General features: G+C 60.7%; 15 protein-coding genes. 9 read left to right on the top strand and 6 right to left on the bottom strand.

Annotation, left to right across the window (positions count from 1 at the left end; translation table 11 throughout):
• Positions 1-107: 107 nt before the first annotated feature.
• Entirely contained in the window at positions 108-1,841 is a 1,734-nt protein-coding gene (locus OGR47_RS19885) for an adenylate/guanylate cyclase domain-containing protein (RefSeq protein ID WP_165050663.1), read from the top strand.
• Between the two features lie 33 nt (positions 1,842-1,874).
• Positions 1,875-2,666: a S8 family serine peptidase gene (locus OGR47_RS19880; protein ID WP_165050666.1), complete on the top strand. Its 792-nt coding sequence runs from the start codon at positions 1,875-1,877 to the stop codon at positions 2,664-2,666.
• A 31-nt stretch (positions 2,667-2,697) separates the two neighbouring features.
• Here OGR47_RS19880 and OGR47_RS19875 read toward each other — a convergent pair whose 3' ends face one another.
• Positions 2,698-6,240 carry a hypothetical protein gene (locus OGR47_RS19875; protein WP_165050668.1) on the bottom strand — a complete coding sequence of 1,181 codons (3,543 nt, stop codon included), beginning with the start codon at positions 6,238-6,240 and terminating at the stop codon, positions 2,698-2,700.
• A gap of 79 nt (positions 6,241-6,319) precedes the next feature.
• Positions 6,320-7,924 carry a hypothetical protein gene (locus OGR47_RS19870; RefSeq protein WP_165050670.1) on the bottom strand — a complete coding sequence of 535 codons (1,605 nt, stop codon included), beginning with the start codon at positions 7,922-7,924 and terminating at the stop codon, positions 6,320-6,322.
• 14 nt (positions 7,925-7,938) lie between these two features.
• On the opposite strand from OGR47_RS19870, the gene OGR47_RS19865 reads away from it, so the two are divergent.
• The 3 genes from OGR47_RS19865 (at position 7,939) to OGR47_RS19855 (ending at position 11,072) form a co-directional block, all read left to right on the top strand.
• Positions 7,939-8,421: a hypothetical protein gene (locus OGR47_RS19865; RefSeq protein WP_165050672.1), complete on the top strand. Its 483-nt coding sequence runs from the start codon at positions 7,939-7,941 to the stop codon at positions 8,419-8,421.
• A 598-nt stretch (positions 8,422-9,019) separates the two neighbouring features.
• A complete protein-coding gene (locus OGR47_RS19860; protein ID WP_165050674.1) occupies positions 9,020-9,541 on the top strand; it encodes a PAS domain-containing protein in 522 nt (173 codons plus the stop codon).
• 49 nt (positions 9,542-9,590) lie between these two features.
• A complete protein-coding gene (locus OGR47_RS19855) occupies positions 9,591-11,072 on the top strand; it encodes a methyl-accepting chemotaxis protein (RefSeq protein ID WP_246729630.1) in 1,482 nt (493 codons plus the stop codon).
• Positions 11,073-11,684: 612 nt separating this feature from the next.
• Here the strand turns inward: OGR47_RS19855 and OGR47_RS19850 are convergent.
• Both OGR47_RS19850 and OGR47_RS19845 read right to left on the bottom strand, forming a co-directional pair.
• Positions 11,685-12,068: a hypothetical protein gene (locus OGR47_RS19850; RefSeq protein ID WP_165050679.1), complete on the bottom strand. Its 384-nt coding sequence runs from the start codon at positions 12,066-12,068 to the stop codon at positions 11,685-11,687.
• A gap of 8 nt (positions 12,069-12,076) precedes the next feature.
• The gene (locus OGR47_RS19845; protein ID WP_165050681.1) at positions 12,077-13,039 is read right to left on the bottom strand and encodes a slipin family protein; all 963 of its coding nucleotides are present in this window, start codon (positions 13,037-13,039) and stop codon (positions 12,077-12,079) included.
• A 308-nt stretch (positions 13,040-13,347) separates the two neighbouring features.
• Here OGR47_RS19845 and OGR47_RS19840 point away from each other — a divergent pair, with 308 nt between their 5' ends.
• Together OGR47_RS19840 and OGR47_RS19835 are read left to right on the top strand one after the other, a co-directional pair.
• The gene (locus tag OGR47_RS19840) at positions 13,348-14,775 is read left to right on the top strand and encodes an alpha-L-arabinofuranosidase (RefSeq protein WP_165050683.1); all 1,428 of its coding nucleotides are present in this window, start codon (positions 13,348-13,350) and stop codon (positions 14,773-14,775) included.
• 86 nt (positions 14,776-14,861) lie between these two features.
• Positions 14,862-16,238 carry an NAD-dependent succinate-semialdehyde dehydrogenase gene (locus OGR47_RS19835; protein WP_165050685.1) on the top strand — a complete coding sequence of 459 codons (1,377 nt, stop codon included), beginning with the start codon at positions 14,862-14,864 and terminating at the stop codon, positions 16,236-16,238.
• Between the two features lie 81 nt (positions 16,239-16,319).
• Here the strand turns inward: OGR47_RS19835 and OGR47_RS19830 are convergent, their stop codons facing one another.
• Positions 16,320-18,158, bottom strand: a complete 1,839-nt coding sequence (locus tag OGR47_RS19830; RefSeq protein ID WP_165050786.1) for an alpha/beta fold hydrolase — start codon at positions 18,156-18,158, stop codon at positions 16,320-16,322.
• 237 nt (positions 18,159-18,395) lie between these two features.
• Between OGR47_RS19830 and OGR47_RS19825 the strand changes: the two genes are divergently transcribed.
• Positions 18,396-19,760, top strand: a complete 1,365-nt coding sequence (locus OGR47_RS19825; protein ID WP_165050687.1) for an MmgE/PrpD family protein — start codon at positions 18,396-18,398, stop codon at positions 19,758-19,760.
• Between the two features lie 23 nt (positions 19,761-19,783).
• A complete protein-coding gene (locus OGR47_RS19820) occupies positions 19,784-20,605 on the top strand; it encodes a phosphosulfolactate synthase (RefSeq protein WP_165050690.1) in 822 nt (273 codons plus the stop codon).
• Between the two features lie 93 nt (positions 20,606-20,698).
• On the opposite strand, the gene OGR47_RS19815 is transcribed toward OGR47_RS19820, so the two are convergent.
• Positions 20,699-21,517: an FkbM family methyltransferase gene (locus OGR47_RS19815; RefSeq protein ID WP_165050692.1), complete on the bottom strand. Its 819-nt coding sequence runs from the start codon at positions 21,515-21,517 to the stop codon at positions 20,699-20,701.
• Positions 21,518-21,651 lie beyond the last annotated feature (134 nt).

Below are 21,651 nucleotides of genomic sequence, written 5' to 3'. Positions count from 1 at the left end.
CGCCGCCGAAAGCGATCTGAACAAACTAAAGCGTGCAAGTGTGTCGATTTTTCTTATCATGACGGTCCTGAAAAATTCTTTCCCATATCGCGTTTAAAGGATGATACATGCCGGCTCTGGGTGTCAACTTCGATCTGGAGCGGACAATTCGGCTGGCGACCGGATTGACCCTCTTTACCTATGCGGCCTGCCATTTCTTGAGCCACGCGACCGGCCTGCTGCTGCTCGATAATCTCCAGGCAATCGGTCACGGCCTCATCCTCCGTCCGTGGCGCACCCCGGGTGGCGTCGCTCTGCTGCTGACTTGTTTCACGCTGCATTTATGCCTGGGCCTCTATGCCCTATTCCGCCGGCGTCATCTGCGCATGCCAGCGATTGAGGCTTGGCAGCTCGGGCTCGGCCTGACGATTCCGCTGCTGCTCGCGCCGCATGTCACGGACACGCGCGTCGCGGTGATCTATTTCGGGCTGGAGGATTCCTATTTTCGCATTCTTTATCACTTCTGGATCACAGACCCGACGATCGGCCTGCCACGGCAATTTCTGCTGATGGCGTTGATCTGGACGCATGGCTGCATCGGCATTCATATGTGGCTGCGCTATCGCGATTGGTACCGCCGGCGCGCCTTGCTCTTCCTGCTCATCGCGCTAGCCGTGCCGGCATTCGCGATCGCCGGCCTCATCAACGCCGGCTGGGAGGTCATTTTGCGCGCCTATATCGACGACGGCTTTATCGAGGCGCACGGGCCTCCCGCCCGGAGTTCCCCACATGCGCAGGTACCCGCAGCGCTCGGCGCCATCATAGCCAATTTACAGATCGGCTATCTTGTCCTGCTCGCCGCCGTGCTGCTCCTGCGATGGCTCCGAAATGCCTACGAGCGGAGGCTCGCCGCCGTTCGCATCGATTATCGGGACGGGCGGCGCGTCCATGCGCCGCGCGGCTATTCGGTGCTCGAAGCCAGCCGCTTTGCGGGTATTCCGCACGCCTCCGTATGTGGCGGCCGCATGCGCTGCACGACTTGCCGCTTCCGCGTGCTGCGCGGGGCGGAGAATCTTTCGCCGCCGCAGCCGGCCGAGCACGCGGCGCTCGCGCGCATCGGCGCGCCGGAAGGCGTGCGTCTGGGCTGCCAGGCCCGTCCGCGGCGCGATCTCGCCGTCTATCCGCTGATACCCGCGGATCGGCCGCTCGACGGCCTGCGGGTCGATCTCGACCAGGGCCGGGAGATCTTCGTGACCGCGATGTTCGTTGATCTGCGCGACTCAACGAAGCTTGCCGCCAATCGCCTGCCCTATGACGCGATTTTCATCATCGACGCGTATATTCGAGCGACGACGACCGCCATTTTGGCGCGGGGTGGGGTCGTGACGAGCGTCGCTGGCGACGGAGTCATGAGCCTCTACCGCCTTGATGGGGACGCCGCCGAAGGCGCCCGCGCGGCTTTGCGCGCCGCCAGCGCGATCTGGCGCGAGATCGAGCGTCTCAGCGAGGAGTTCGCACATGATCTCGAGGCGCCGCTGAGTTTCGGCATCGGCCTGCACAGTGGGCTCTCGGTCGTCGGGGTCGTCGGCGCCTCGGATCGGCAGTCGGTGCAATTCTTGGGCGACACCGGCAATGTCGCCGCGCGGCTGGAGAGCCTCACGAAAGAAATGAACTGCGTGGCGATTGTCTCCGCCGCGACTTGCTCGGCGGCGCAATTTCCGCCTCCGCCCGCGTGGCCTTTTGTCGGAGCGCCAATTCGCGGACGCGACGCGGCGACCCCGGCGCTGCTGTTCGAGCGGCTGGATGACTACGAATACTGGCTCGAGTATTGCGGCGAAGCCCCTGCTCGCTCCCGCTGCTAGCTTGGCAAGATGGCGCGCCCCTACGATGGTTACATGACGATAGAAATTGACGAGGGTCCATCGTTCTCCGTGGCGGTGGTTGATTCCGGCCTGAGCAGGGAAATTGCGTCCCTCGCAGGGATCAACGTTTCCAGTGAGGGAGAGATCAACGATACCCTTGACCGTTGCGGCCACGGCAGCGCGGTCGCATCAACGATCCTCAGCATCGCTCCCGCCGTCGCGCTCGTGCCGGTGAAGGTGACTGACCGGCGCGGCGTCTTGCGTGACCGCGCGGCCCTGGCGGCAGCCCTCGATTGGATTCTCAATCACCATGCTAGGCTCGCTATCGGGGTGGTCTCGGTCGCGCTTGGCGACCAGAGAAACCTTGTCAGCGATGTGGAATTCAGGGGGTCCGAGCTGCAGCTGCGGATCGCCGCCTTGCGAGAGGTCGGCGTTCTGACAGCCGCGCCCGCCGGAAATTGGCGCCGCCTTCACCGGGGGCGCGGGGACGGGATGGTCTGGCCGGGGATCCTTCGCGAGGCGATCAGCGTCGGCGAGGCTCGCCAGGGACCGGAAGGCCTCCGCCTGAACCCCGCTAGCCAGCGCCTAAGGGCCGCACCCGATGGCCCTTGCGCGACAACGATCTTCACGGAAGCGGCGCCGCCCGGGGAGACGAGCGGCGCCGCGGCGGCGTTTGCGGGAATGTTGGCGAGGCTCGCAGCGGCCGGCCACCCCGGCGGAGCCGAGGGGGCGCTGGCCGCCTTGCTTCGCCTCCGCCGTGACGCGCTGGACGAGGAGGGAAGAGCCTGGCCCGCGGTTCTACTCGAGGACCTGTCCGTCGGCTAGGCGGCGCCGGCTGAGGGCCTCTCGAACAGCCTCACGAAGCGGCTATGCCGAAACGCGCCCACGACGTGATGGCGGCAACGCTGCGGAGTGCGCCAGAGACGACCACAACCCCGGCTTTGAACTCACCTTTCACCCATTTGGAGATCGCAAAGCCGACCATGGCGAGCTTGTCCCCAGCCTCCTCGCATCCCCCGGCAGCGTCTTGCAGGATGCCGGCGTCGGCGAGCTTCAAGGCGAGATGCGAGACGAACAGGGCGGCGTCCACCACGCGGTTCGCATTGTCCGCCTTTTCGGCTTTGCTCGGGTCTTTGAAAACGATCCCGGCGACGACGCTGGTCTTGACCGCGGCGAGCGTCGACAAGATGCAGCACGTCGAGTCGAGCCCGTTGGTCACTTCCGTATGCTTCGAGCGCAGCGACACCGAGATGATCTCATTGACCGCCCCGAGCCATTGGGGAATGACGCCAAACGCGACAAAACTGCCGACGTTCGGCTCCGCGTTCGCCAAAATCCCCGGAGCCTGGAAGCCGTTGAGAGCGCCTTTGATGTCGGCCACGATCATGTCGAGGGTCGCGGAGCTGATCGCCGCCGCGTCGGCGCCGGATTGGACCGTAACCTGACCGAAGGGCAGGCTGACGATCTCGCCCTTCGCGTATAGCGGCCTATGGGTCGCGAGCTTGTAGGTGATGGTCGCGGGGATCGCGCCGAGCAGAAGCAACGCGCCGGCGAAGCTGAACGATGTATCGATCGACTCTCGTCCACCCGTCACGAGCTTTACCAAATCCTCGATGAACGGCAGTCTGACCTTGGTCATGAGCACGTCGCGAGCCGCCTTGACCAGGCCTTGCGCGAGATCGAGCAATCGCAAGACGAGATCGCGCACGCCGCGCAGAAGTCCATCGACCGCGTCGGCGCCCACCGCGATGAGAGCGGCGCGCAGCGTGTCGATGCTCAGATCGCGTGGCGAGGGCAGATTGCCGTCGAATAGCCTTCTCAGATCGGCCCCGATGGCGTTGAGAGTCTGCTCGAGGTCAGAGACCTCGTCGCTCAAGAGCCCTTCGAAAAATTTCTCGGCGGCGTCCGAGGCTTCCGCAAAGGGGTTGGGTCCGTCAAAGCTGATAATTTCGCCGAGAACGCTCTCGAAGCGTTTTGACGCCCAAGCAACGACGCTGTTGCCCGTCGCCAAGTCCATGAGTTCCTGGATCGGCTTTGTCGCGCTCTCGATCTCATCGAGGAAGCTCGAACCCTGGGGAGGCTTCGCAATGACGGCGGGCGGCGCTCCGGCGGCCTTGCGCCAACCGTCGATCGTCGCAATGGCGTCGTCGAAGGCCTTCGCGACGGGGGCCTTCATATCGCCGATCGACCGTTCGGCATGATCGAAGGTCTCGTCGACGATGTCTAGCATCACGTCGCGGACGCGTAAAATATCTTCCCAATCGAACAGGAATTTGAGGAACTCCCACAGCCTCTCGAGCCCGGTCTTCACTTGGCTCCACAGCCAAGTGAAGAAGCTGCCGACCTCCTCCAGCGTGTTAAGCACGAAGTGCTTGACCTCGTCGCCGACCGCGCAGATGAAGCGTACCGCATCCTCAGCTTTATGGATGACGAAAGTCCAACCTTGCTCGATCGCGCGACCGACGCCTTCGAAGAAGTCTGCGATTGATTCGCCGAGCCCGACGAAGAACGTCTCCACCTTCTCCGCTGCGCCGATGAGTTTGCTGATCACGTCGCCGCTCGCGGCGGTCACGCCGTTAGCGTCGGCATGCACGCCCCACTGATAGCCGTTTGGAAGGGCGGCGATGTGAAGCGCCGAGCTGAACGCGGCGTCATGCGTCGTCTGACGCACGCCCGCCCCAACGCCGTTTGTTCCCGACGCAAGCGCGGCCGCATGATTGAGCGAGCCCGCGACCACGTCGACCTGACCACGCTTGTCGCCAGTTTGGAACTCGGGCGGCAGCAGCGGCTCCGAACCGCCGGCGGTCGGGACGGTGGCGGCGCGCAGTTCGTCCGCGGTGATCGATTGGAAACGCTGATGAGCGCCGCCCGCCGGATTCACGTCATAAACTCCGACCCCGTCGATCTCCACGCGATAAGTCGCCGGCGTCAGCGAGCGGACGCGGTCGTAAAGGCTGATTCTGCCGTGCGCGTCGGTTTGGGTCTCGACCATGATGTTGGGACCGATGAACGCGGCGGAGCCGTTGAGCACGACGCTAGCGAGGGCGGACGCCGAAATCTTCACCTTCAGGCCCGGTCGTCCGACGCTGCCGCCATCGAGCGTCTGAACGGAGGTGCCGTAGCATGTCACCTTCGCCGCTCGAGTCGGATCGGCGACTGTGAGCGGGCTCTCCTGCCAGGTCTTGTGGGCCGCGTCCTGCCAGAGGAACGCCGCTTGGGAGTCGCCATAGACGACGAGAAGCGAGGTCGTGACGTGGCGGTCGCCCGACACGGCCGCGATCTCTTGCACATTGCTGCGAATTTTCAGCGGCTCTCCGAAAGCGCCGGACGACGGCTTGCGGGCGACTGTGAGATTCCCGTCGAGTTCCAGCGCCCACAATGCGACGCCGCCATCCGGCGCGACTGCCGCGACGAGCTTCTGCACATTGGCGGCGATGGCGGGGCTGATCGCCTGCGTCACCTTTGCGGTTGCGGCATTGTCGAGCTCGGCGGCGGTTATTACAGCGGCGCCCCGGCCGCCGATATAGAGATCGGCGCCATCGGAGCCGGTCGGTCCGGTGTCGAGCACATTGGCGCCCGCCGGGCAGGGCAGCGCCACGATCGGAGGAATTGTGGTCGGATTTCCTGATGAGTCATAAACTGGGAATGGACGAAACGCGAGCACGCGCTCGCCGCCGCTGACGCCGAGGACATGCAGTCCAGATCCGTAGATGGGATGGACGCCGGCCGCGAAGTCGAGAATCTCTTCAAGTGTGACGGCCGGGTTGAACACGAGCGCTTCGGCGAAGCTGTGGGCGCTGCCGCTCTGCAGCAGATAGACCGCCTCATTCGGGCCATTCTGGCCGGCGAGCACGATCGTCCAGCTCTTGTCGCCGTTATCGAGGACGCGGACGCCTTCAATTTGCACGCCATTGCGAACGCCGCAGTCGATCCACGGAACCTTGTCCCATTCGGTGGTCTTGCTGCTAAGGTCGTAGGCGACGAACACCCGGCTGTTCAGGCCGTCGTCCACCGCGAAGGCCACGGTAATGCGATCGTCGTCGGTCGCCGCCGCGCCGAGAGCGCGCACTTTCGCTGTCCCGCCGATGCGGGCGGCAATTTCGTCGCTGAGACCAATGACGGTCCAGCCGCCTTCGTGGCGGTCGTCGCGGCGCACCAGGAACAGGTCGTTCTGGTTGCCGATAGAGAAAACCATCGGGCTGGATACCGGCGATCCCCGATCCGGGATGGCGATCAGCCGCGGCTGAAAACGCCCGTGGGCGCCGGGGTCGGCCAGATCTTCGCGTCCGAAGACGCGGGTCGCCTCAAAATAGTCGACAATGTCAGTCGAGACGGTGAGATGAATGGCTTGGCCCTGATTGTCTGTAGCGTCGAATCCGACGACATGCGGCGTGTTCATGTGACTCTCCTAGATGTTGATGGACTGCTCATGGGATGGGGGGACGAGTGCGCAGGCGTAAGCGCCGGCGCGCCCAGGATCACGGGGCTTGGTAGATGACGTCGAAGGTCAGATCGCCGGCGGGCGAGAACCTCGGGTTTTGAAAGGTGAAGACGCCGCCGCCGGGGGGGATGAAGGCGTGCTGCGCCATCGTCACAGAGAAGTTGTCGAACACCTGCTCGATCCAGCCGGAGATGTTCCGGACCGTCTCTGCCTGCAGGTTGCGCAGCCTTTCCGCGGTGCTATTTCCCGTGAATGCAGTCTCGAAGACGGTGAGTACCTTGGCTCCGCCTTCGATTTCGTCTTTCGTGACCTGTAAATCGCCGAAGCTGTAGGCCATCTTCGGCACGACCTCGAAGTTGACGCCGATCCCCTTGGCCTGCAGCTCGACGCTGCCGGAGAAATCCTGGTAGCCCTCAATGTGGATGTCTTCGGTGTGCCAATGGGCGCCCTTCGTGTAGCCATCCATGTAGGCGTGGCTCGAAATGCGACCGCCAAGGGCGATCTTATTGGAGCCTGGCTGCACGACGAGAGAAATCGTCCAGCTAACACTCCTTTCCCATTCACGGTCGATGATGTCGCTCGAATTCCACCTATTGACTCCGCCGCCGCTGTAGGCCCAGGCGAGCCCCTGCGCGCTCGGCTCCCTCCCGATCAGCCTGGAAAACCAGCCAATGAGATATTTGTCCAACAGCACGCTCTTACTGATGGCCATGACTCCGCTCACGAGGCCATGGCGGCCGTCCACCATCGCCGGATCGATCCAGCTGTCCTGCAGTTTGAGCCGCGCCGCGTCGATGTTGTTTGGCAGCGGGCGATGCGCGAGCATGCCGAGATAGGACAGCGTGCTGGCGTTTGGCGTCTCGGGATTGGCGTGAACGTCGAAGATGAAGTCCGTGAGCGCGAAGGTCGGGACAGCCTGCAGATTATTGCGGCGAACAACCGTGCCGAGCATGAACCGGCCGAGGTCGCCTTCCAGCATCAGGTTGAGGCAGCTCAAGGCCTTCGTCCGTGCCGAATCCGGGACGTCGTCAGGAATATGGACATCTTTGTCGCCTTCGAGCAGCAGGTCGACCTTGGTGAGGTCCATGAATAGATATTCGATGGAGAACACCGTGTCGGACAGACCGCTCGAGGCGATAACGTTCTGCGCCGCCTTGTGGGCGTCGGGATCGATTGCGGCGAGCGTGTTCAGATCGATTGGGGCTTTGTCGAGATCGACGATGAACGAGACGCTCCATCCGTCCTGCTTCGTGAAGGCGAAGGACGCCGCTGAGTCCGAGGCCTCGTCATAGTAATCGACGGCGCCCGAGATGAGGTTGAGCGTTACGCGGACTTGGCCAAGTCGGCCACCCGGAACATTGAGACTCACCGTCAAAGGCGCCAAAATGACGTCCCTCAGACCGTATTTCGAGTCGACGAGTTTTCCGTCCTCCTTAACTTTCTTGACAGTGATCGTCTCTGCAAAGCCCTGGCGGCGTTTCCATGATGTCCAGGCATAGTAGAGTTGGCTGTTGATCGCATTCTGTGCGAGCGCGACGCACATGTCGAAATCGGTCAGCGCATTGCTGGTGGCGTATGGCGTCATAGCCTCATTGGCGACGGCGACGCCGACGACGTCTTTATCGAGATTTTGTAACGGCATTGGACTTCCCCGGAATGTTAGAGCTGATTGAGCCTGAGGCCTTCCGGCGCTCAGTGATTATCGAATTAAACAATTTGGTGATTTCGACTGTGGCGTTTCCCACAAGCCGACGCCTATTAACTGCTCAATCGGTGAGGCTGCGGCGTACACGCACGCTGTTTCGAACCCACCCGAGCGCTAAGAGAGGCGGCGAGGTCGTGATCGAGGCCTATCGCACGCATGTCGAAGACAATGACGTCGCCCCTGCACACCTCGGAAATCGTCGGCGTGACGAAGTCGACCAGAAAATATGGTCGGTCAAGAAGTCGCCCCGAGTGCGCGCAGATTCACAGCTCAACAGAATCCCGCGTCGTAATTTGTCTTGCATGAAGAACGAGCAAGAATACCGCGCGGAGAAAGCTCCATCGACGGTCTGCTATGGCGCGGGCTGTGAGTTTTCACACAGCTTCGAGCCGCTCCTTGCGCAAGAAAGCGAATGCGGGCCGTGCTCGCAGTGAAAAAAGCCATCAAAGAAAGGAACAAGAAATGAAGCTCCGTTTTCCGGCCTCACAATCTCCCGCGCGCAAGCGCTCGATAGGCTTAATGCTTCTCCTTGCGCTCGCCCTGGGCGCGGCCTCGCTGTCTCTTGGCGGTTGCACCTGTGCAGACAGCGAGGGCAATCTCATAGAATGCCCCTTTACGCCAACTTAGCGGACGGTCGAGGTGAAGGCTCCAGCGGGCGAACGTGGATGTCTGACCTACGGGAAATCGAAACGAAGCGCCAAATAAGGCCGGCGCCTCAGGACTCGGAGCCGCTGCGTCCTCGCCAGAAGCCTCGACCTCGACGTAGCCCGACGCCGAGGTCAATTTGACGCAGGGCGCCGCTGATCCACCCACCCTGGGTAATGACCAGAACTTTAACCAATACCGTTACATAGTCTTCGGGAGGTTCGCTCTTCTCGTTCGCTTTCGAGATTTGAGGCATGACGCCGACGACCCCCCGGCCGGCTCCACTCCGGCATTATCCCTCTCGTCGCAGCTTTGAGGCCGCCGTGCGCGCCAGCATGAGGGCTCGGGCTGGCCCCCGCGTTTTCGCAGCTTCGACAGTGTAAGCCCATGAAGAGAATCACACCGACTCACAGGGAAGTCTTTTTTCCGGCGGACGAGATTATCGTCTCCAAAACCGACACCAAGGGGCGTATCACCTACGCCAATGAAACGTTCTGCAAGATCGCGGGCTATAGCGAGGCCGAGCTTATGGGGCAGCCCCACAGCATCGTCCGCCACCCCGAGATGCCACGCGCGGTCTTCAAACTCCTGTGGGACACGCTTTTCGACGGCCGCGAGATATTCGCTTACGTCAAGAACATGACCAAGCATGGCGATTACTATTGGGTATTCGCGCACGCAACGCCTTCCTTTGACAAAAATCGAAACCTTGTAGGATTCCACTCAACCCGGCGGGTTCCAAACCGCAACGTCGTCGAGAACGTCATAGCCCCGCTCTACGCCGCGATCCTGAGAGAAGAGCAGCAGCACCAAAACGGGCAGAAGCAGCTCGCCGCCGGCTTCGACTTCGTCGTCAACTTCCTCCAATCGAAGAACACGACCTATGACGCGCTCATTTTCTCGCTTTGAATCTTCCTCCCTAGGAAAAACCGCCGTTATCGCTGCGGCGAGCGCATCGGTGTTCGCGGCGCTGTCCGGCTTTTCAGGCGCATATGCGCTCGAACATCTCGGGGCCGTCGCATCGGCGGCGTTTGGCGTCGTCTCGCTCATTGCGCTTGCGAAGAACGACAGGGCGCACGCGCGCGTGATAAACAAGATCGCGGCGGTCTGCGGAGAGGCAGCCAAAGGGAACTTCGAAGCGCGAATCACGGACATCCAAGAGATCGGTGCCGAAGCGGACGCGCAGCACAAAGTCAACGACATGATCGACCGCTCCGATGCTTTCGTGCGCGAAGCGACGGCAAGTCTCGCGGCCGTATGTCGCAATATTTATTACCGGCGCATCTTTTTGGAGGGAATGGACGGCGCGTTCCGCAACGCCGCCGACGTGATTAATGACTCCGTGAAGGCGCAGTCGGCCGTCGAGGCGGCGCGAGCCAAGGCCACAGCGGAGCAGACGCAAATCGTCGACGAGCTGGGACAGGGATTGAAGAGCTTGGCCGAGGGTGATCTGACGTTCCGCCTCGAAAACTTCCCGGAGACATACAGCCGTCTGGAGCAGGATTTTAACGCAGCGGCTGGCCAGCTCGAAGGCACGTTGACGGGCATCATCGGCGGCGCCAATATGATTTGCTCCACAACGCGCGAAATTACGAGCGCGGCGAACGATCTGGCGCGCCGCACCGAACAAGCCGCCGCTGGCCTTGAAGAGACCGCTGCGGCGATCCACGAGATCTCGAACACCGTCGTGAAAACCACAGAGGGCGCACGCCAAGCCCGAGAGACCGTGTCGCACGCCAAATCCGAGGCCGAAAAGAGCAATGAGATTGTCCGCGGCGCGATCGATACGATGAGCCGCATCGAGAAGTCCTCACAAGACATCGGCCAAATCATCGGCGTGATCGACGAGATCGCCTTCCAGACCAATCTTCTGGCGCTCAATGCGGGCGTGGAGGCGGCGCGCGCGGGTGACGCCGGCAGAGGGTTTGCCGTCGTCGCCGCCGAGGTTCGTGCGCTCGCGCAGAGATCGGCGGAAGCGGCGAAAGAGATAAGGGGTCTTATTTCCGTCTCGTCGGATGATGTCCGCGTGGGAGTCGAAAGGGTAACGCAAACCGGGAAGGCGCTTGAGCGCATCGTCGGTGAAGTGGTGCGAGTCAATCAGATCATCGCCGAGATGGCGTCAGGCGCCTCCGAGCAGTCCGCGGCGATCCAGCAGATCAATATCGCAATCGGGCAGATGGATCAGGACACCCAGAAGAACGCCGCGATGGTCGAGGAAACCACTGCGGCGACCCACAATCTTCTGCAGGAGACGGAAGGTCTTGTTCGTTCCGTGCAAGATTTCAAGGTTGCGCAAGACCTTGCCGGGCGGGACTCGATCCCTTCCGCTGCGCGGAAGTCGGCGCCCGTCGTCGCGTTGAAGCACGTTGCATCGACTGACGGTGCCGCGGTCCGAAAGCTCGCCGCCAACGCGAGGGAGAGCGGCTGGGAGGAGTTTTGAGGGCGCTGTCAGGTCAACGCAGGTAGGCCGGAAGAGACGTACTTTGTCTCGGCGAGCTTTGCACGAGCGTCAAGAATACGCGGCCACTGGCCCGGCAATGCGCAGCTCGTCGACGACCGTACCGCCAACGAGGTGGTCCGCGATAACCTTATCGAGATTCTCTGGATGCGAGCGGTGAGAATCTGATTAGTTCTTGCTCTTCATTCGGCGTGTCCGACTGGTAATTGCCGGCGCTTGGTGTAAGCGCGTTCTGCAAGGTTTTCTGACCGCCTTCTTACGAGCGCATCGAGTTCAACAACGCGGCGTTCGATGGTAGACCAATGGGGTAGGCGGAGCCCGTCGAACGCGGCACGCGTCACGCACTCGATTAAGGCGTGTATAATAGGCTTTTCCTTTTTCAAACAGAATTGGTCATCTGCTCGGCAATCACTCGCTCAACCTGGCCGTCGATTCGCTTCGCGCCACTTAGATGAGGCGCGGCGCGATCATAGCTCCTTCCTTTCGAACAAGGCGTTGGCGATGAGCATGGGCGCCGCGATCCAAACCAAAAGGTCGACGAGTAAGATTGAGGCGTCAATTTGAGGTTAAAGGGAGCACGCCGTTCCGCCTCCTTTACGGTCCTCGGCCGCGTGGGACGAGGAGAAGCCGCTTCGCCTCGCTGGCGCAAAAGATGCGCATAGAGTTGATCGAGGCTGGGCGGCATGATCGCGAGATCGGCGATTGGCGCCCGGCGTTCCATGATTGCGCGCAGCACCTCGATCTTGTTTTTCGGGAGCAAACCAGTTCGACGGATCGGCCGTTTGCGCGCCAATCTGTGACCGGCCCGAGGCCGGTTGGATTTCGCCGCTCGATCGCGTCGAAGAAGGCGACGCGTTCGGCAGGCGCCTTGAAACGGCGAACGGCAGGCAAGAGCACCAAGGTCACAAAGGCGACGCCGCCGGTCCAAAGAACAACAGCGAGCACATGAAGCGCCCTGACGATTGCAAGCTCATCCATGGCCGCTCCTATGGCTTGCTTTGCGGCGTAGACGACAGCTTGGAGGATGGCGGCCCGGACCAAGGGTCGACCGCAGATTCAGGCGCCGCCTTTTGACCCAGGCATGCCGATAACGCCGTTGCCCCAGCAAGCCCGCCAAGCTGCATCGTTTCGACGGCTGTGCTCGGCACAATGACGATCGTGGTGCTTTCTTTCTTCAGTCCCTCGTAAAGCATGTTCATCGCACGCAAATGAAAGGCGGTTGGATTGTCGGCGTAAGTCTTCGCCGCCTCGCCGAATTTCTCGGCGATTTGGCGCTCCGAGTCGCCGAGAATAACGCGCGCTTGGCGTTCGCGTTCGGCTTGAGCCTGCATCGACATCGCGTCCTCCAAACCCGCCGGGATCAGGACGTCTTTCACCTCGACAGAGATAACATTTATGCCCCATGGCTCTGTCCTTATGTCGATAATCCGCCGGAGCTCGCCGCTGATCTTTTCGCGCCCCTCTAGCATGTCCGACAGCAGGGTCTTGCCAATCACGTCGCGCAACGCCGTCTGAGCCGCCCAATTTATGGCGCTTGCATAGTCGGCGACGTCGAGCGCCGCCTTTTTGGGGTCGATGACCTTCCAGAACAACACCGCATCGACATCGACCGGCACCGTATCCTTGGTAAGAGTCTTCTCCGCCTTGAACGCAGTGGTAATCACGCGAATGTCGATCCAATAGGCAATGACGTCGACGATGGGGATGATGAGAAACAGCCCCGGGCCCTTGAGAGCGTGAAAGCGTCCCAGCCGCAAAACGACAACCCGTTCCCACTGATTTGCAATCTTGATCGAGTAGGAGACGATCAAGGCTGCGGCAGCCGAGCTGAAGGCGATCACTGCGCTTCTGTGCGGATCGCCAAGCGCGAGACTCGTATAGGCAAAGCCAAGGCCGACGCCAAGCAGCAACAAGAAAATCAAAATGGGCAGCGCATTGGAGTTCTTCATCTGATCCTCCCCGCTCATTAGTTGTGCATCTGCGCCAAAGAGGGATTCCGAATAGAGGCGTCGGCCGATATTTATCGTTGGTTTTATCCTTGGCAGTGCTCCATAGTGGCGCTGACCGAAATGTACTTGCATCCAAGCCCATTTATAGCGGCGCAAACAGTGTCTTGACCGATGTGGAATAACCGCCAGCCAGTCTGCAAGCGGCGCGAGCGCCAAGCGTAGGCCTCGTGTGCGCGCCTCTGGCGCTCGAATTGTACGCGAGCCTTCGGCGGTGGACCACGTCCCTAATTGAGCACTATCATGAATAGATGCCTTGCCGCCGTGCGTTCACCGCCGCCGAGACCAACGCAATCGTCGTCGATCCGACGCCGCTGTTCGAGATCTCGCCGTGGCTCTACATGCAATTCATGGAGCCGCTCGGCGCCACTGACAGCTCGGTCGAAGCCTGTTGGGACTACGACGCCGATGACTGGCGCAAGGATTTCGTCGACGCCCTGCGCGACCTTGCGCCCGGCGCCATCCGCTTCGGGGGGCTCTTCAGCCGTTACTATAAGTGGCGCGAAGGGATTGGCCCGGCGGCCAAGCGACCGCCGATGCGCAACTATATCTGGGGCGGGTGGGAGAGCAATCGCATCGGCACGGACGAGTTCATCGATCTCTGCCGCCGCGTCAACGCCGAGCCGTTCTTCTGCGTGAACTTCCTCAGCGACGGGGAGAGGCGCTACGCCGCGCGCACCGGCGGCGCCAAGGAGGCCGCAGAGTGGGTTCAGTATTCGAAACTGAAGCTCTGGCAGATCGGCAACGAGACTTCGTACGGGACGGAGTGTTTCACCAAGGAGAAGGCGATCGAACGCACAATCGAGTTCGCCAAGGCGATGCGGCAGGTCGATTCTTCGGTCAAGCTCATCGGGTGGGGCGACCGCGGGCCCGATGGAAAGCTTTGGGCGACGGATATGGAGAAGCAGGCGGGCGAGCTCATCGATTTCCTCGCCATCCACATGATGGGCCAGAGCCCGACGCGGCCGGACACAGTGCTCAAGGGCCTCCGCTATGAGCAGGACCCTGCGCGCGCTTGGGAGGAGTTGGTGGACCTATCCGACGCGGTGGAGCGGCGCGTTGTGGAGATCGTGCAGGCGACAAAGAAGCCGATCGCGATCACCGAGGGGCACCTCAGCCTGAGCCCGTACAACGCCAACCCGATCCTGTATGAGTGGCTCTCGGCGGCGTACCACGCGCGCTCGATGAACATCTACCAGCGGCACGGCGAGCGCATCCGCATAGCCACTGCGGCCGACCTCCAGGGCAATCGCTGGACGACCACGGCAGTGATGACGCCGACGCCGCGCGGCAGGAGCTTCCTGATGCCGGCCGGGTCAATCGCGCGGCTGTTCCGCAAGCACAACGGCACGCATGGAGTGGCGGTGACGTCCGCGCCGACGGGGCTCGATATTGCGGCCAGCCGTGCCGGCAACAAGCTGTTCCTGCACGTCGCCAACCTCCAATACAACCGGGCGGTGAAGGCGAGCTTCCCGGGAATGAAGAGCGGCCGCGTGATCGAGATCGCGCCTGAGAACCTCAGGAGCTATGTCAATCAGGACCAGCCGGACGTGTTCCGCCCGCGGGAAAAGCAGCTGAAGGCGGCGTCTTGGCGATTCCCCGCAGGCTCGGTTTCGGCAGTCGAATTGGAATTACCGGTGGCGGGCGAGGTTTGCTTAGCTCTGCGCCCTGTGAAGTGAGTCCCTGAGTACGCAGCCGCGGGCTCCAAATCATTCCCGCCGACGCTAGGTCTCGTTTCTGCGGATCAAGCAATCAGGTCGGAAGCATGGCGATAACCACGATCAACCCGGCCACGGGCGGAGCGCTTCGCGTCTATGAAGAGATGACGGCCTCGGAAGCAGCGGAGGTTGTCAGCGATACTCACGAAGCCTTCCTTGACTGGCGTCTAACTCTGTTTTCGGAGCGCGCCGCCTTGATGATTCGAGCCGCTGAGGTCTTGCGCGCGAATGCAGGCGAATACGCCCGCATGATGGCGCAAGAAATGGGCAAGCCAATTCGCGACGGAGCCGCCGAGATAGAAAAATGCGCAGTGACCTGCGAATATTTTGCCCGGAACGCCGAGAGATTTCTTGCGCCTGAGCCAGCCGCTTCGGACGCCCTGAAAAGCTATGTGACCTTCAATCCGCTGGGGATTGTGCTCGCGATCATGCCGTGGAATTTCCCATTCTGGCAGGTGTTTCGATTTGTCGCGCCCAACCTGATGGCGGGAAACGCCGCCATACTTAAGCATGCGTCCAATGTCACCGGTTGCGCCCTGGCGATCGAAGATGTGTTTTGTCGCGCTGGCTTCCCGAAGCATCTTTTTCGCACGCTGGTAATCGGAAGCAGCAAAGTGGAAGCGCTCATCGACCATCTGCTTGTTCGGGCCGTCACCGTCACCGGCAGCGTTGCCACGGGCCGCGCCGTCGCCACGAAAGCGGGAGCAGCGCTTAAGAAAACCGTCTTAGAGTTAGGCGGGAGCGACGCGTATATTGTATTGGAAGACGCAAATCTCGAATTCGCCGCGCAACTCTGCGCGAATGCGCGCTTGGTGAATTCGGGACAAAGCTGCATCGCAGCCAAGCGCTTCTTGGTTCCCGTGGATTTATGCGCCGAGTTCGAGCGTCTCCTGGTCGCTCGGATGGGCGCGGCAAAGGTTGGCGATCCGCTCGATCAGCAAACGGAAATTGGCCCGCTGGCGCGTTACGATCTGCGCGACGCGTTACATCTCCAAATTGAGGCGAGCGTCGCCAAAGGAGCTCGCTGCCTGCTCGGAGGGGCGCTGCCTGACGGCCCGGGAGCCTATTACCCGCCTACTGTCCTCACTGAGGTAAACAAAGGCATGCCGGCTTTCGACGAGGAGCTTTTTGGTCCGGTCGCGGCCGTTATCCCGGTTACCGACGAAGCCGAAGCGATCAAACTTGCAAACGATTCCATCTTCGGGCTAGGGAGCTGTGTCATTACCAGCGATGCTGCGCGAGGCGAACACATCGCCGCCGAGCTGATGGAAAGCGGCACAGCGTTCGTGAATGGCATGGTCCATTCGGATCCTCGTTTGCCATTCGGCGGCATTAAGCAGAGCGGCTATGGGCGAGAGCTTTCCGCCTATGGCCTCAAGGAATTCGTCAACGCAAAAACCGTTTGTGTCTATCGCCACCCCTGATGCATTTGCTCAGCCGAGACACAGCTCGGCTCCAAACCAACCACGTATGTCACTGTTTTTCGAGGACCGGCATTGGGCCGATCACTTTTCCAGGACATAACCTCCTGGAGCGTCGCACAGCGGCACAAGACCTTTTTCGGGCGCTCCCATAGGAGGCGGAGCGATCCTTCGGCCGGAGAGCCGCGCAAGCCAGCTCACCCATGCTGGCCACCAAGAGCCTTGTCTCAGTGTTGCAATCTGCCGCCAGGCATCGGGGTCAACATAAATTTCGTCCCAGTTGTGGGTGGCGATCTGATAATGCCGGCCGGGGTGGCCGGGGCGGCTTACGATCCCTGCGTTATGGCCGCCGTTGGATAGAACAAAGGTTACGTTGGCGTCGGTCAGCATCTGGATTTTGTATACTGAGCGCCAAGGCGCAATGTGGTCCGAAACCGTGCTCACGCAAAAGATCGGCGCGCGGATATCCCGCAACGAAATAGGATGATCCTCGATAACGTAGCGGCCTTCAGCCAGGTCGTTGTCGAGGAAAAGGCGCCGTAGATATTCCGAGTGCATCCGATATGGCAAGCGCGTCGGATCAGCATTCCAAGCCATCAAGTCGAACATGGGAGGCCGCTCGCCGAGCATGTAGGTTTGCACAACGGCGGACCAGATCAGGTCGTTCGAGCGAAGGAACTGGAAGGCGCTGGCCAGCTGCTTTGTGTCCAGGTAGCCCTTTTCGGCCATCATATCCTCTAGGAAGGCCACCTGCGCTTCATCGATGAAGAGCATCAACTCGCCGGCCTCTGTAAAATCTGTCTGAGCCGCAAAGAGCGTTATACTTCGGATTCGTTGGGCGCCCATCCTGGCCATGGCCGCGGCGCCCAATGCGAGCAATGTTCCGCCGAGACAATAGCCGACGCAATGGACGGACTGATTTGAGATGATCTCGGAGATCGCGTCCAGCGCGGCCGTCAATCCGAGCTTCCGGTAATCGTCGAGTCCGAGGTCGCGGTCCTGCGCTCTAGGATTTTTCCAGGAGATCATGAAAACTGTATGCCCGTGGGCGACTAGATATTGGACCAAGGAATTCTCTGGCGAAAGATCGAGAATATAATATTTCATAATCCATGCGGGCACGATGAGAATCGGCTCGGGATAGACGGCCGCCGAAACAGGCTCATATTGGATGAGCTCTATGAGACGGTTGCGATAGATGACCTTGCCCCGCGCCGTTGCGAGGTTCTTGCCGACTTCGAACGCCTCGGACCCGACGGGGCTCGAGCCCATCGCAGCGCGGCGGGCGTCCTCCCAGAAATTCACCGCGCCGCGAAGGAAATTGAATCCGCCCTGCTGCGCCGTCGCTCTGATGATCTCGGGATTAGACGCGGGGAAATTCGTCGGCGAAACGGTGTCAAGCAGCTGACGCACAATGAAAGAGACGACGTCCTCGTGATGTTTGGAAAAGCCGTAGATGTCGGTCGTCGCCTTGTGCCACCACTGCTGGGAAAGCAGAAAACCCTGTTGAAACACGTTGAACGGCCATTGACGCCAATCCTCGTTTATAAACCGCTTGTCCTGCGGCAGCGGATCGATACAGAAATCGGTCTGGTTCAGCAGCGCCCGTAAGCAATATTCCAGATAACGGATACATTGGCGTCTGGCACGTTCGTTCAGCGCGATTTGCTTATCGGGAGAAAGAAACAGATGTAATGCCCAGTCGCCATAAGCCTGCACGAGGGCCGCGGGCGATAGGCCCATCGTCGCCTGAGCCATGGCCGCGTGAAAGGGTCGATCAAAAGAAAAAGGACCTTGGGGCTCAGGGCGCGACGGGACCCTGCTTGATGGGAGATGCCGCTTTTCGGTTCTCGGCTCTAGCGGCGATGCACGGGATATGGCGCGCGTCGGCACGGGAAGCGCTCTTGCCGGCCCCCCGCTCACGCTGACTTCGCCCCGCGGGTTTTCCAATGTTCGTCCTCCGCTCTCGATAGCGCTGGCGCGCCTTTCGTGGGCTGCGTCGCTTCGGACATTGTGCAGCCACGCCCGTGCGGCGACCCCTGCCTAATATGGAACTCTTCAGCGCCCGTCCTAGATTTCGGGCGTCGCCGTTGCTCGCGAGATCAAGAGCGCCACCGAGGGTAAGGGATCGTGCAGGCGGACAATAAAGGGAGGCTGGTCGTGACCGAAGCCCGCGAGCTTGCGGCCTTCGTGGAGCGCGCCCGACTAGAGGATATGAGCGCGCAGGCGCTCGAGCAGCTAAAGATCCGTGTTCTCGATACCATTGGGGTCGCGGTCGGAGCTATCGACGCCGCGCCCATGCGAGCGATCCGGGAGTTGACCAATAAACTTGGCGGCCAGCCGCTTTCGACGTTGATCGGAGGCGGCCAGACAGCCCCCGACCGCGCCGCCTTCTATAATGGGGGGCTCAGCCGCTATCTGGATTTCATGGACAGCTACATCGCGGAAGGGGAAACCTGCCACCCTTCGGATAATTTCGCGCCTGTGCTTGCGGTCGCCGAAATGCGGCAAGCAAGCGGCGCCGAGTTCCTGGCCGCTCTTGCAGTGGCCTATCAAGTTCAAACGCGTCTTTGCGATGTTGCGCCTGTCCGCCATAGGGGGTTCGATCATACGACCCAAGGCGCCTATGCGGCGGCGGCGGGCTCCGCCAAGGCGTTGGGCTTGAGGCGCGAGCAGATCGCCAACGCCATCGCGATCAGCGGAACGGCCAATAATGCGCTTCGCGTCACGCGAACCGGGGCCTTGTCGCATTGGAAAGGACTAGCCTATGCGAATATGGCCATGGCCGCGACGCATGAGGCGCTTCTCGCCGCCTATGGCATCACCGGGCCGGAAGCGGTGTTCGAGGGCAATAAGGGCTTTAAGGAGACGATCAGCGGGCCGTTCGAGATCGACTGGCTCAAGGAAGATCTGGAAAGCGTCAGGCGAACCATTTTGAAGAAGCATAATGCTGAGATTCACGCGCAAACCGCGATCGAAGCCGCCCTCGAGATTCGGGCGTCGCCGGCTTTCAACGTGGAGGCCGTGTCGGCGATAAGGTTAGAGACGTTTGCGGTCGCCTATCAGATCATCGGCGGCGGAGAAGAGGGTGAAAAGCATAACGTTCGCTCGAAGGAGCAAGCGGATCATAGTCTTCCTTATATGCTCGCGGTCGCCTTGATCGATGGCAAGGTACAGCCGGAGCAATTCACGCAAGAACGGATCGTCTCGCGAGATGTCCAGGACCTGCTGTGCAAGGTGACGATCGCGCCCGACCCGCTTCTCTCGGCAATGTTTCCTAGGAGACTTCCGGCGCGCCTAGAGGTCGAGCTCGCCAATGGCGTCATCTTGCAGGCTTTTCGCGAGGATTATCCCGGCTTCCATACCGCGCCTTTCGACTGGGCCGCGACGCGGACGAAGTTCAACTCGGTGATAAACCCCTTTGCATCACAACAGTGGGGAAGCGCTGTCGCCAGAGTCGTCGAAAACCTGGATGAACGCCCCCTTACCGATCTGACGACGCTTTTGTTCCGACGGGCAGCATGATCTTCAACGTGGGTGAGGACGCGATGAGCGAGACGACTTTTTCGTTTATTCCTCGGGCCGCGCGCTCTCTCAAGCCCCGCAAGACCGGCCTGACCGAGATTCGCGGGCCTTACTACGGCGCTTACGGCCCTCGTCATCTCTCCGATGTGCTGGAGACCATGGGCGCCTGGGTGGATGGTTTCAAATACGCCGGAGGCTCTTTCGCTCTCATGCCGCCGGAGGCCGTGAAGGCGATCAACGGGATTGCTCACGATCATGATGTCTACGTTTCGACGGGTGGATGGATCGAGAATGTCCTGCGCTTTGGGCGAGAGGCGGTCACTCATTACCTGGAAGAGGCAAAGACCCTCGAATTTGACATGGTCGAAATCTCGGCAGGGTTCATCAGCCTCCCCACGGACAGCATGCTACGGCTCGTCGAGATGGTCAAAAAAGCCGGACTGAAGGCGAAACCGGAGCTCGGGATTCAATTTGGAGCCGGCGGCGCAACATCTGCCGGCGAGCTCGAGGCGGAAGGCTCGAAAGATGTCGGCTGGCTGATCGCGCAAGCAAAGGCCCTGATAGGCGCTGGCGCCGACATCATCATGATCGAAAGTGAAGGCATCACCGAGAGCGTCACCAAGTGGCGCACTGGCGTCGCTGCCCAGATCATCGACAAAATCGGGATCGATAAGGTGATGTTCGAAGCTGCGGACCCGCCCGTATTCGAGTGGTACGTGAAGAACTACGGCAATGAAGTCAATCTCTTTGTCGACCACAGCCAGATCGTGCAGCTGGAGGCGCTCCGGTCCGGCATTTGGGGCACGAAAAGCACGTGGGGGCGAATCCAGAACTTGGGGGAGTAGCCGAATTTGAGCCGAGCGCTTCTGGAGCGCCAGTTATGAGGGGCGCTCTGATCAGGACCGACGAAGCGTCGCGACTTTCTCCGCCGTGTCGAGTTACGATCCCGTGCGGCGTCTCGCAAAGACTGTAAAAACCCCAAATTCCTTCATTTCTGGCTCCTGCTGGCAGACCACGTCTTGCAGGCCGTGCGAGCGCAGCACATCCACCACCGCGTTCAATCGCCCTTCTATGTCGTGAACTTCGATCACGATCTTTTGCACCTTTTTCCAGTCTGGTGGATCAATGCCCTGCAAGACTTCAAATTCCGCCTTTTCAACATCGATCTTGATAAGGTCAACCTGATCTATGCCGTGCTCCCGTATCGCGTCGGAGAGCGAGATGGTCCGGCAGGCGACGCGCCGCCCATGCAAAATGATTTTCAGGAGCAGCCTTAGCGTGACAGCTTGGGGTCTTGGCGGCAGGCGCTCAATCCATCGCAGGAATCGTGGTAATTGTGGCAGGATATTGCGGAAGCCGCGCTTCAGCACGTTGTCGGAGTCAACATCATAGGGATGAGCGGTCGACATCGCCATGGCCAACGGATAGTAGGTGAACGTCTCCTCGCCACGTTGCCGCGAAACCGCGTATTGCAAAGGCACGAATTCCCGCAACTGATGGCGTTCGGCGTTCGCCTTCAAAGCGCGGAAAGTCGCGGGGATTGGCTCGAAGGCGAATATCTTCACGGACCGGCGACCCCAATCACATGCGGTCAGCGAGAACAGCCCGATGTTTGCGCCTACATCGAATATCGTATCGCCTTCCTTGACGTCGAAACCGTGACGAGAATAGGAGGTGATCTGCTCAAATATGATTGGAACCTCCAATGGATTTGGGCAGAATACGGCACGGTCATTCGGAAGTCTGGTTTCCAACAAGGCCCCCCTCCGTCACAAAAGAACCTTCGACACCACGATAACATTGAGGCGGCAGCGACGGTTTCCGCACGACCTATATTAACGCTCGGCCAGCTACGGTTATATCCGTAGCGCCGAGGGGCTGAATCAGGATT

The sequence above is a fragment of the Methylocystis sp. MJC1 genome, from assembly GCF_026427715.1.
Lineage (GTDB): Bacteria > Pseudomonadota > Alphaproteobacteria > Rhizobiales > Beijerinckiaceae > Methylocystis.
This window is presented reverse-complemented; position numbering and strand designations above follow the sequence as displayed.

What these genes read in the sequence shown, in the direction of transcription:
- OGR47_RS19885 (WP_165050663.1), top strand. Translation starts at nt 108, where the DNA reads ATGCCGGCTCTGGGTGTCAACTTCGATCTGGAGCGGACAATTCGGCTG.
- OGR47_RS19880 (WP_165050666.1), top strand. Translation starts at nt 1,875, where the DNA reads ATGACGATAGAAATTGACGAGGGTCCATCGTTCTCCGTGGCGGTGGTT.
- OGR47_RS19875 (WP_165050668.1), bottom strand. Translation starts at nt 6,240, where the DNA reads ATGAACACGCCGCATGTCGTCGGATTCGACGCTACAGACAATCAGGGC.
- OGR47_RS19870 (WP_165050670.1), bottom strand. Translation starts at nt 7,924, where the DNA reads ATGCCGTTACAAAATCTCGATAAAGACGTCGTCGGCGTCGCCGTCGCC.
- OGR47_RS19865 (WP_165050672.1), top strand. Translation starts at nt 7,939, where the DNA reads ATGTTAGAGCTGATTGAGCCTGAGGCCTTCCGGCGCTCAGTGATTATC.
- OGR47_RS19860 (WP_165050674.1), top strand. Translation starts at nt 9,020, where the DNA reads ATGAAGAGAATCACACCGACTCACAGGGAAGTCTTTTTTCCGGCGGAC.
- OGR47_RS19850 (WP_165050679.1), bottom strand. Translation starts at nt 12,068, where the DNA reads ATGGATGAGCTTGCAATCGTCAGGGCGCTTCATGTGCTCGCTGTTGTT.
- OGR47_RS19845 (WP_165050681.1), bottom strand. Translation starts at nt 13,039, where the DNA reads ATGAAGAACTCCAATGCGCTGCCCATTTTGATTTTCTTGTTGCTGCTT.
- OGR47_RS19840 (WP_165050683.1), top strand. Translation starts at nt 13,348, where the DNA reads ATGCCTTGCCGCCGTGCGTTCACCGCCGCCGAGACCAACGCAATCGTC.
- OGR47_RS19835 (WP_165050685.1), top strand. Translation starts at nt 14,862, where the DNA reads ATGGCGATAACCACGATCAACCCGGCCACGGGCGGAGCGCTTCGCGTC.
- OGR47_RS19820 (WP_165050690.1), top strand. Translation starts at nt 19,784, where the DNA reads ATGAGCGAGACGACTTTTTCGTTTATTCCTCGGGCCGCGCGCTCTCTC.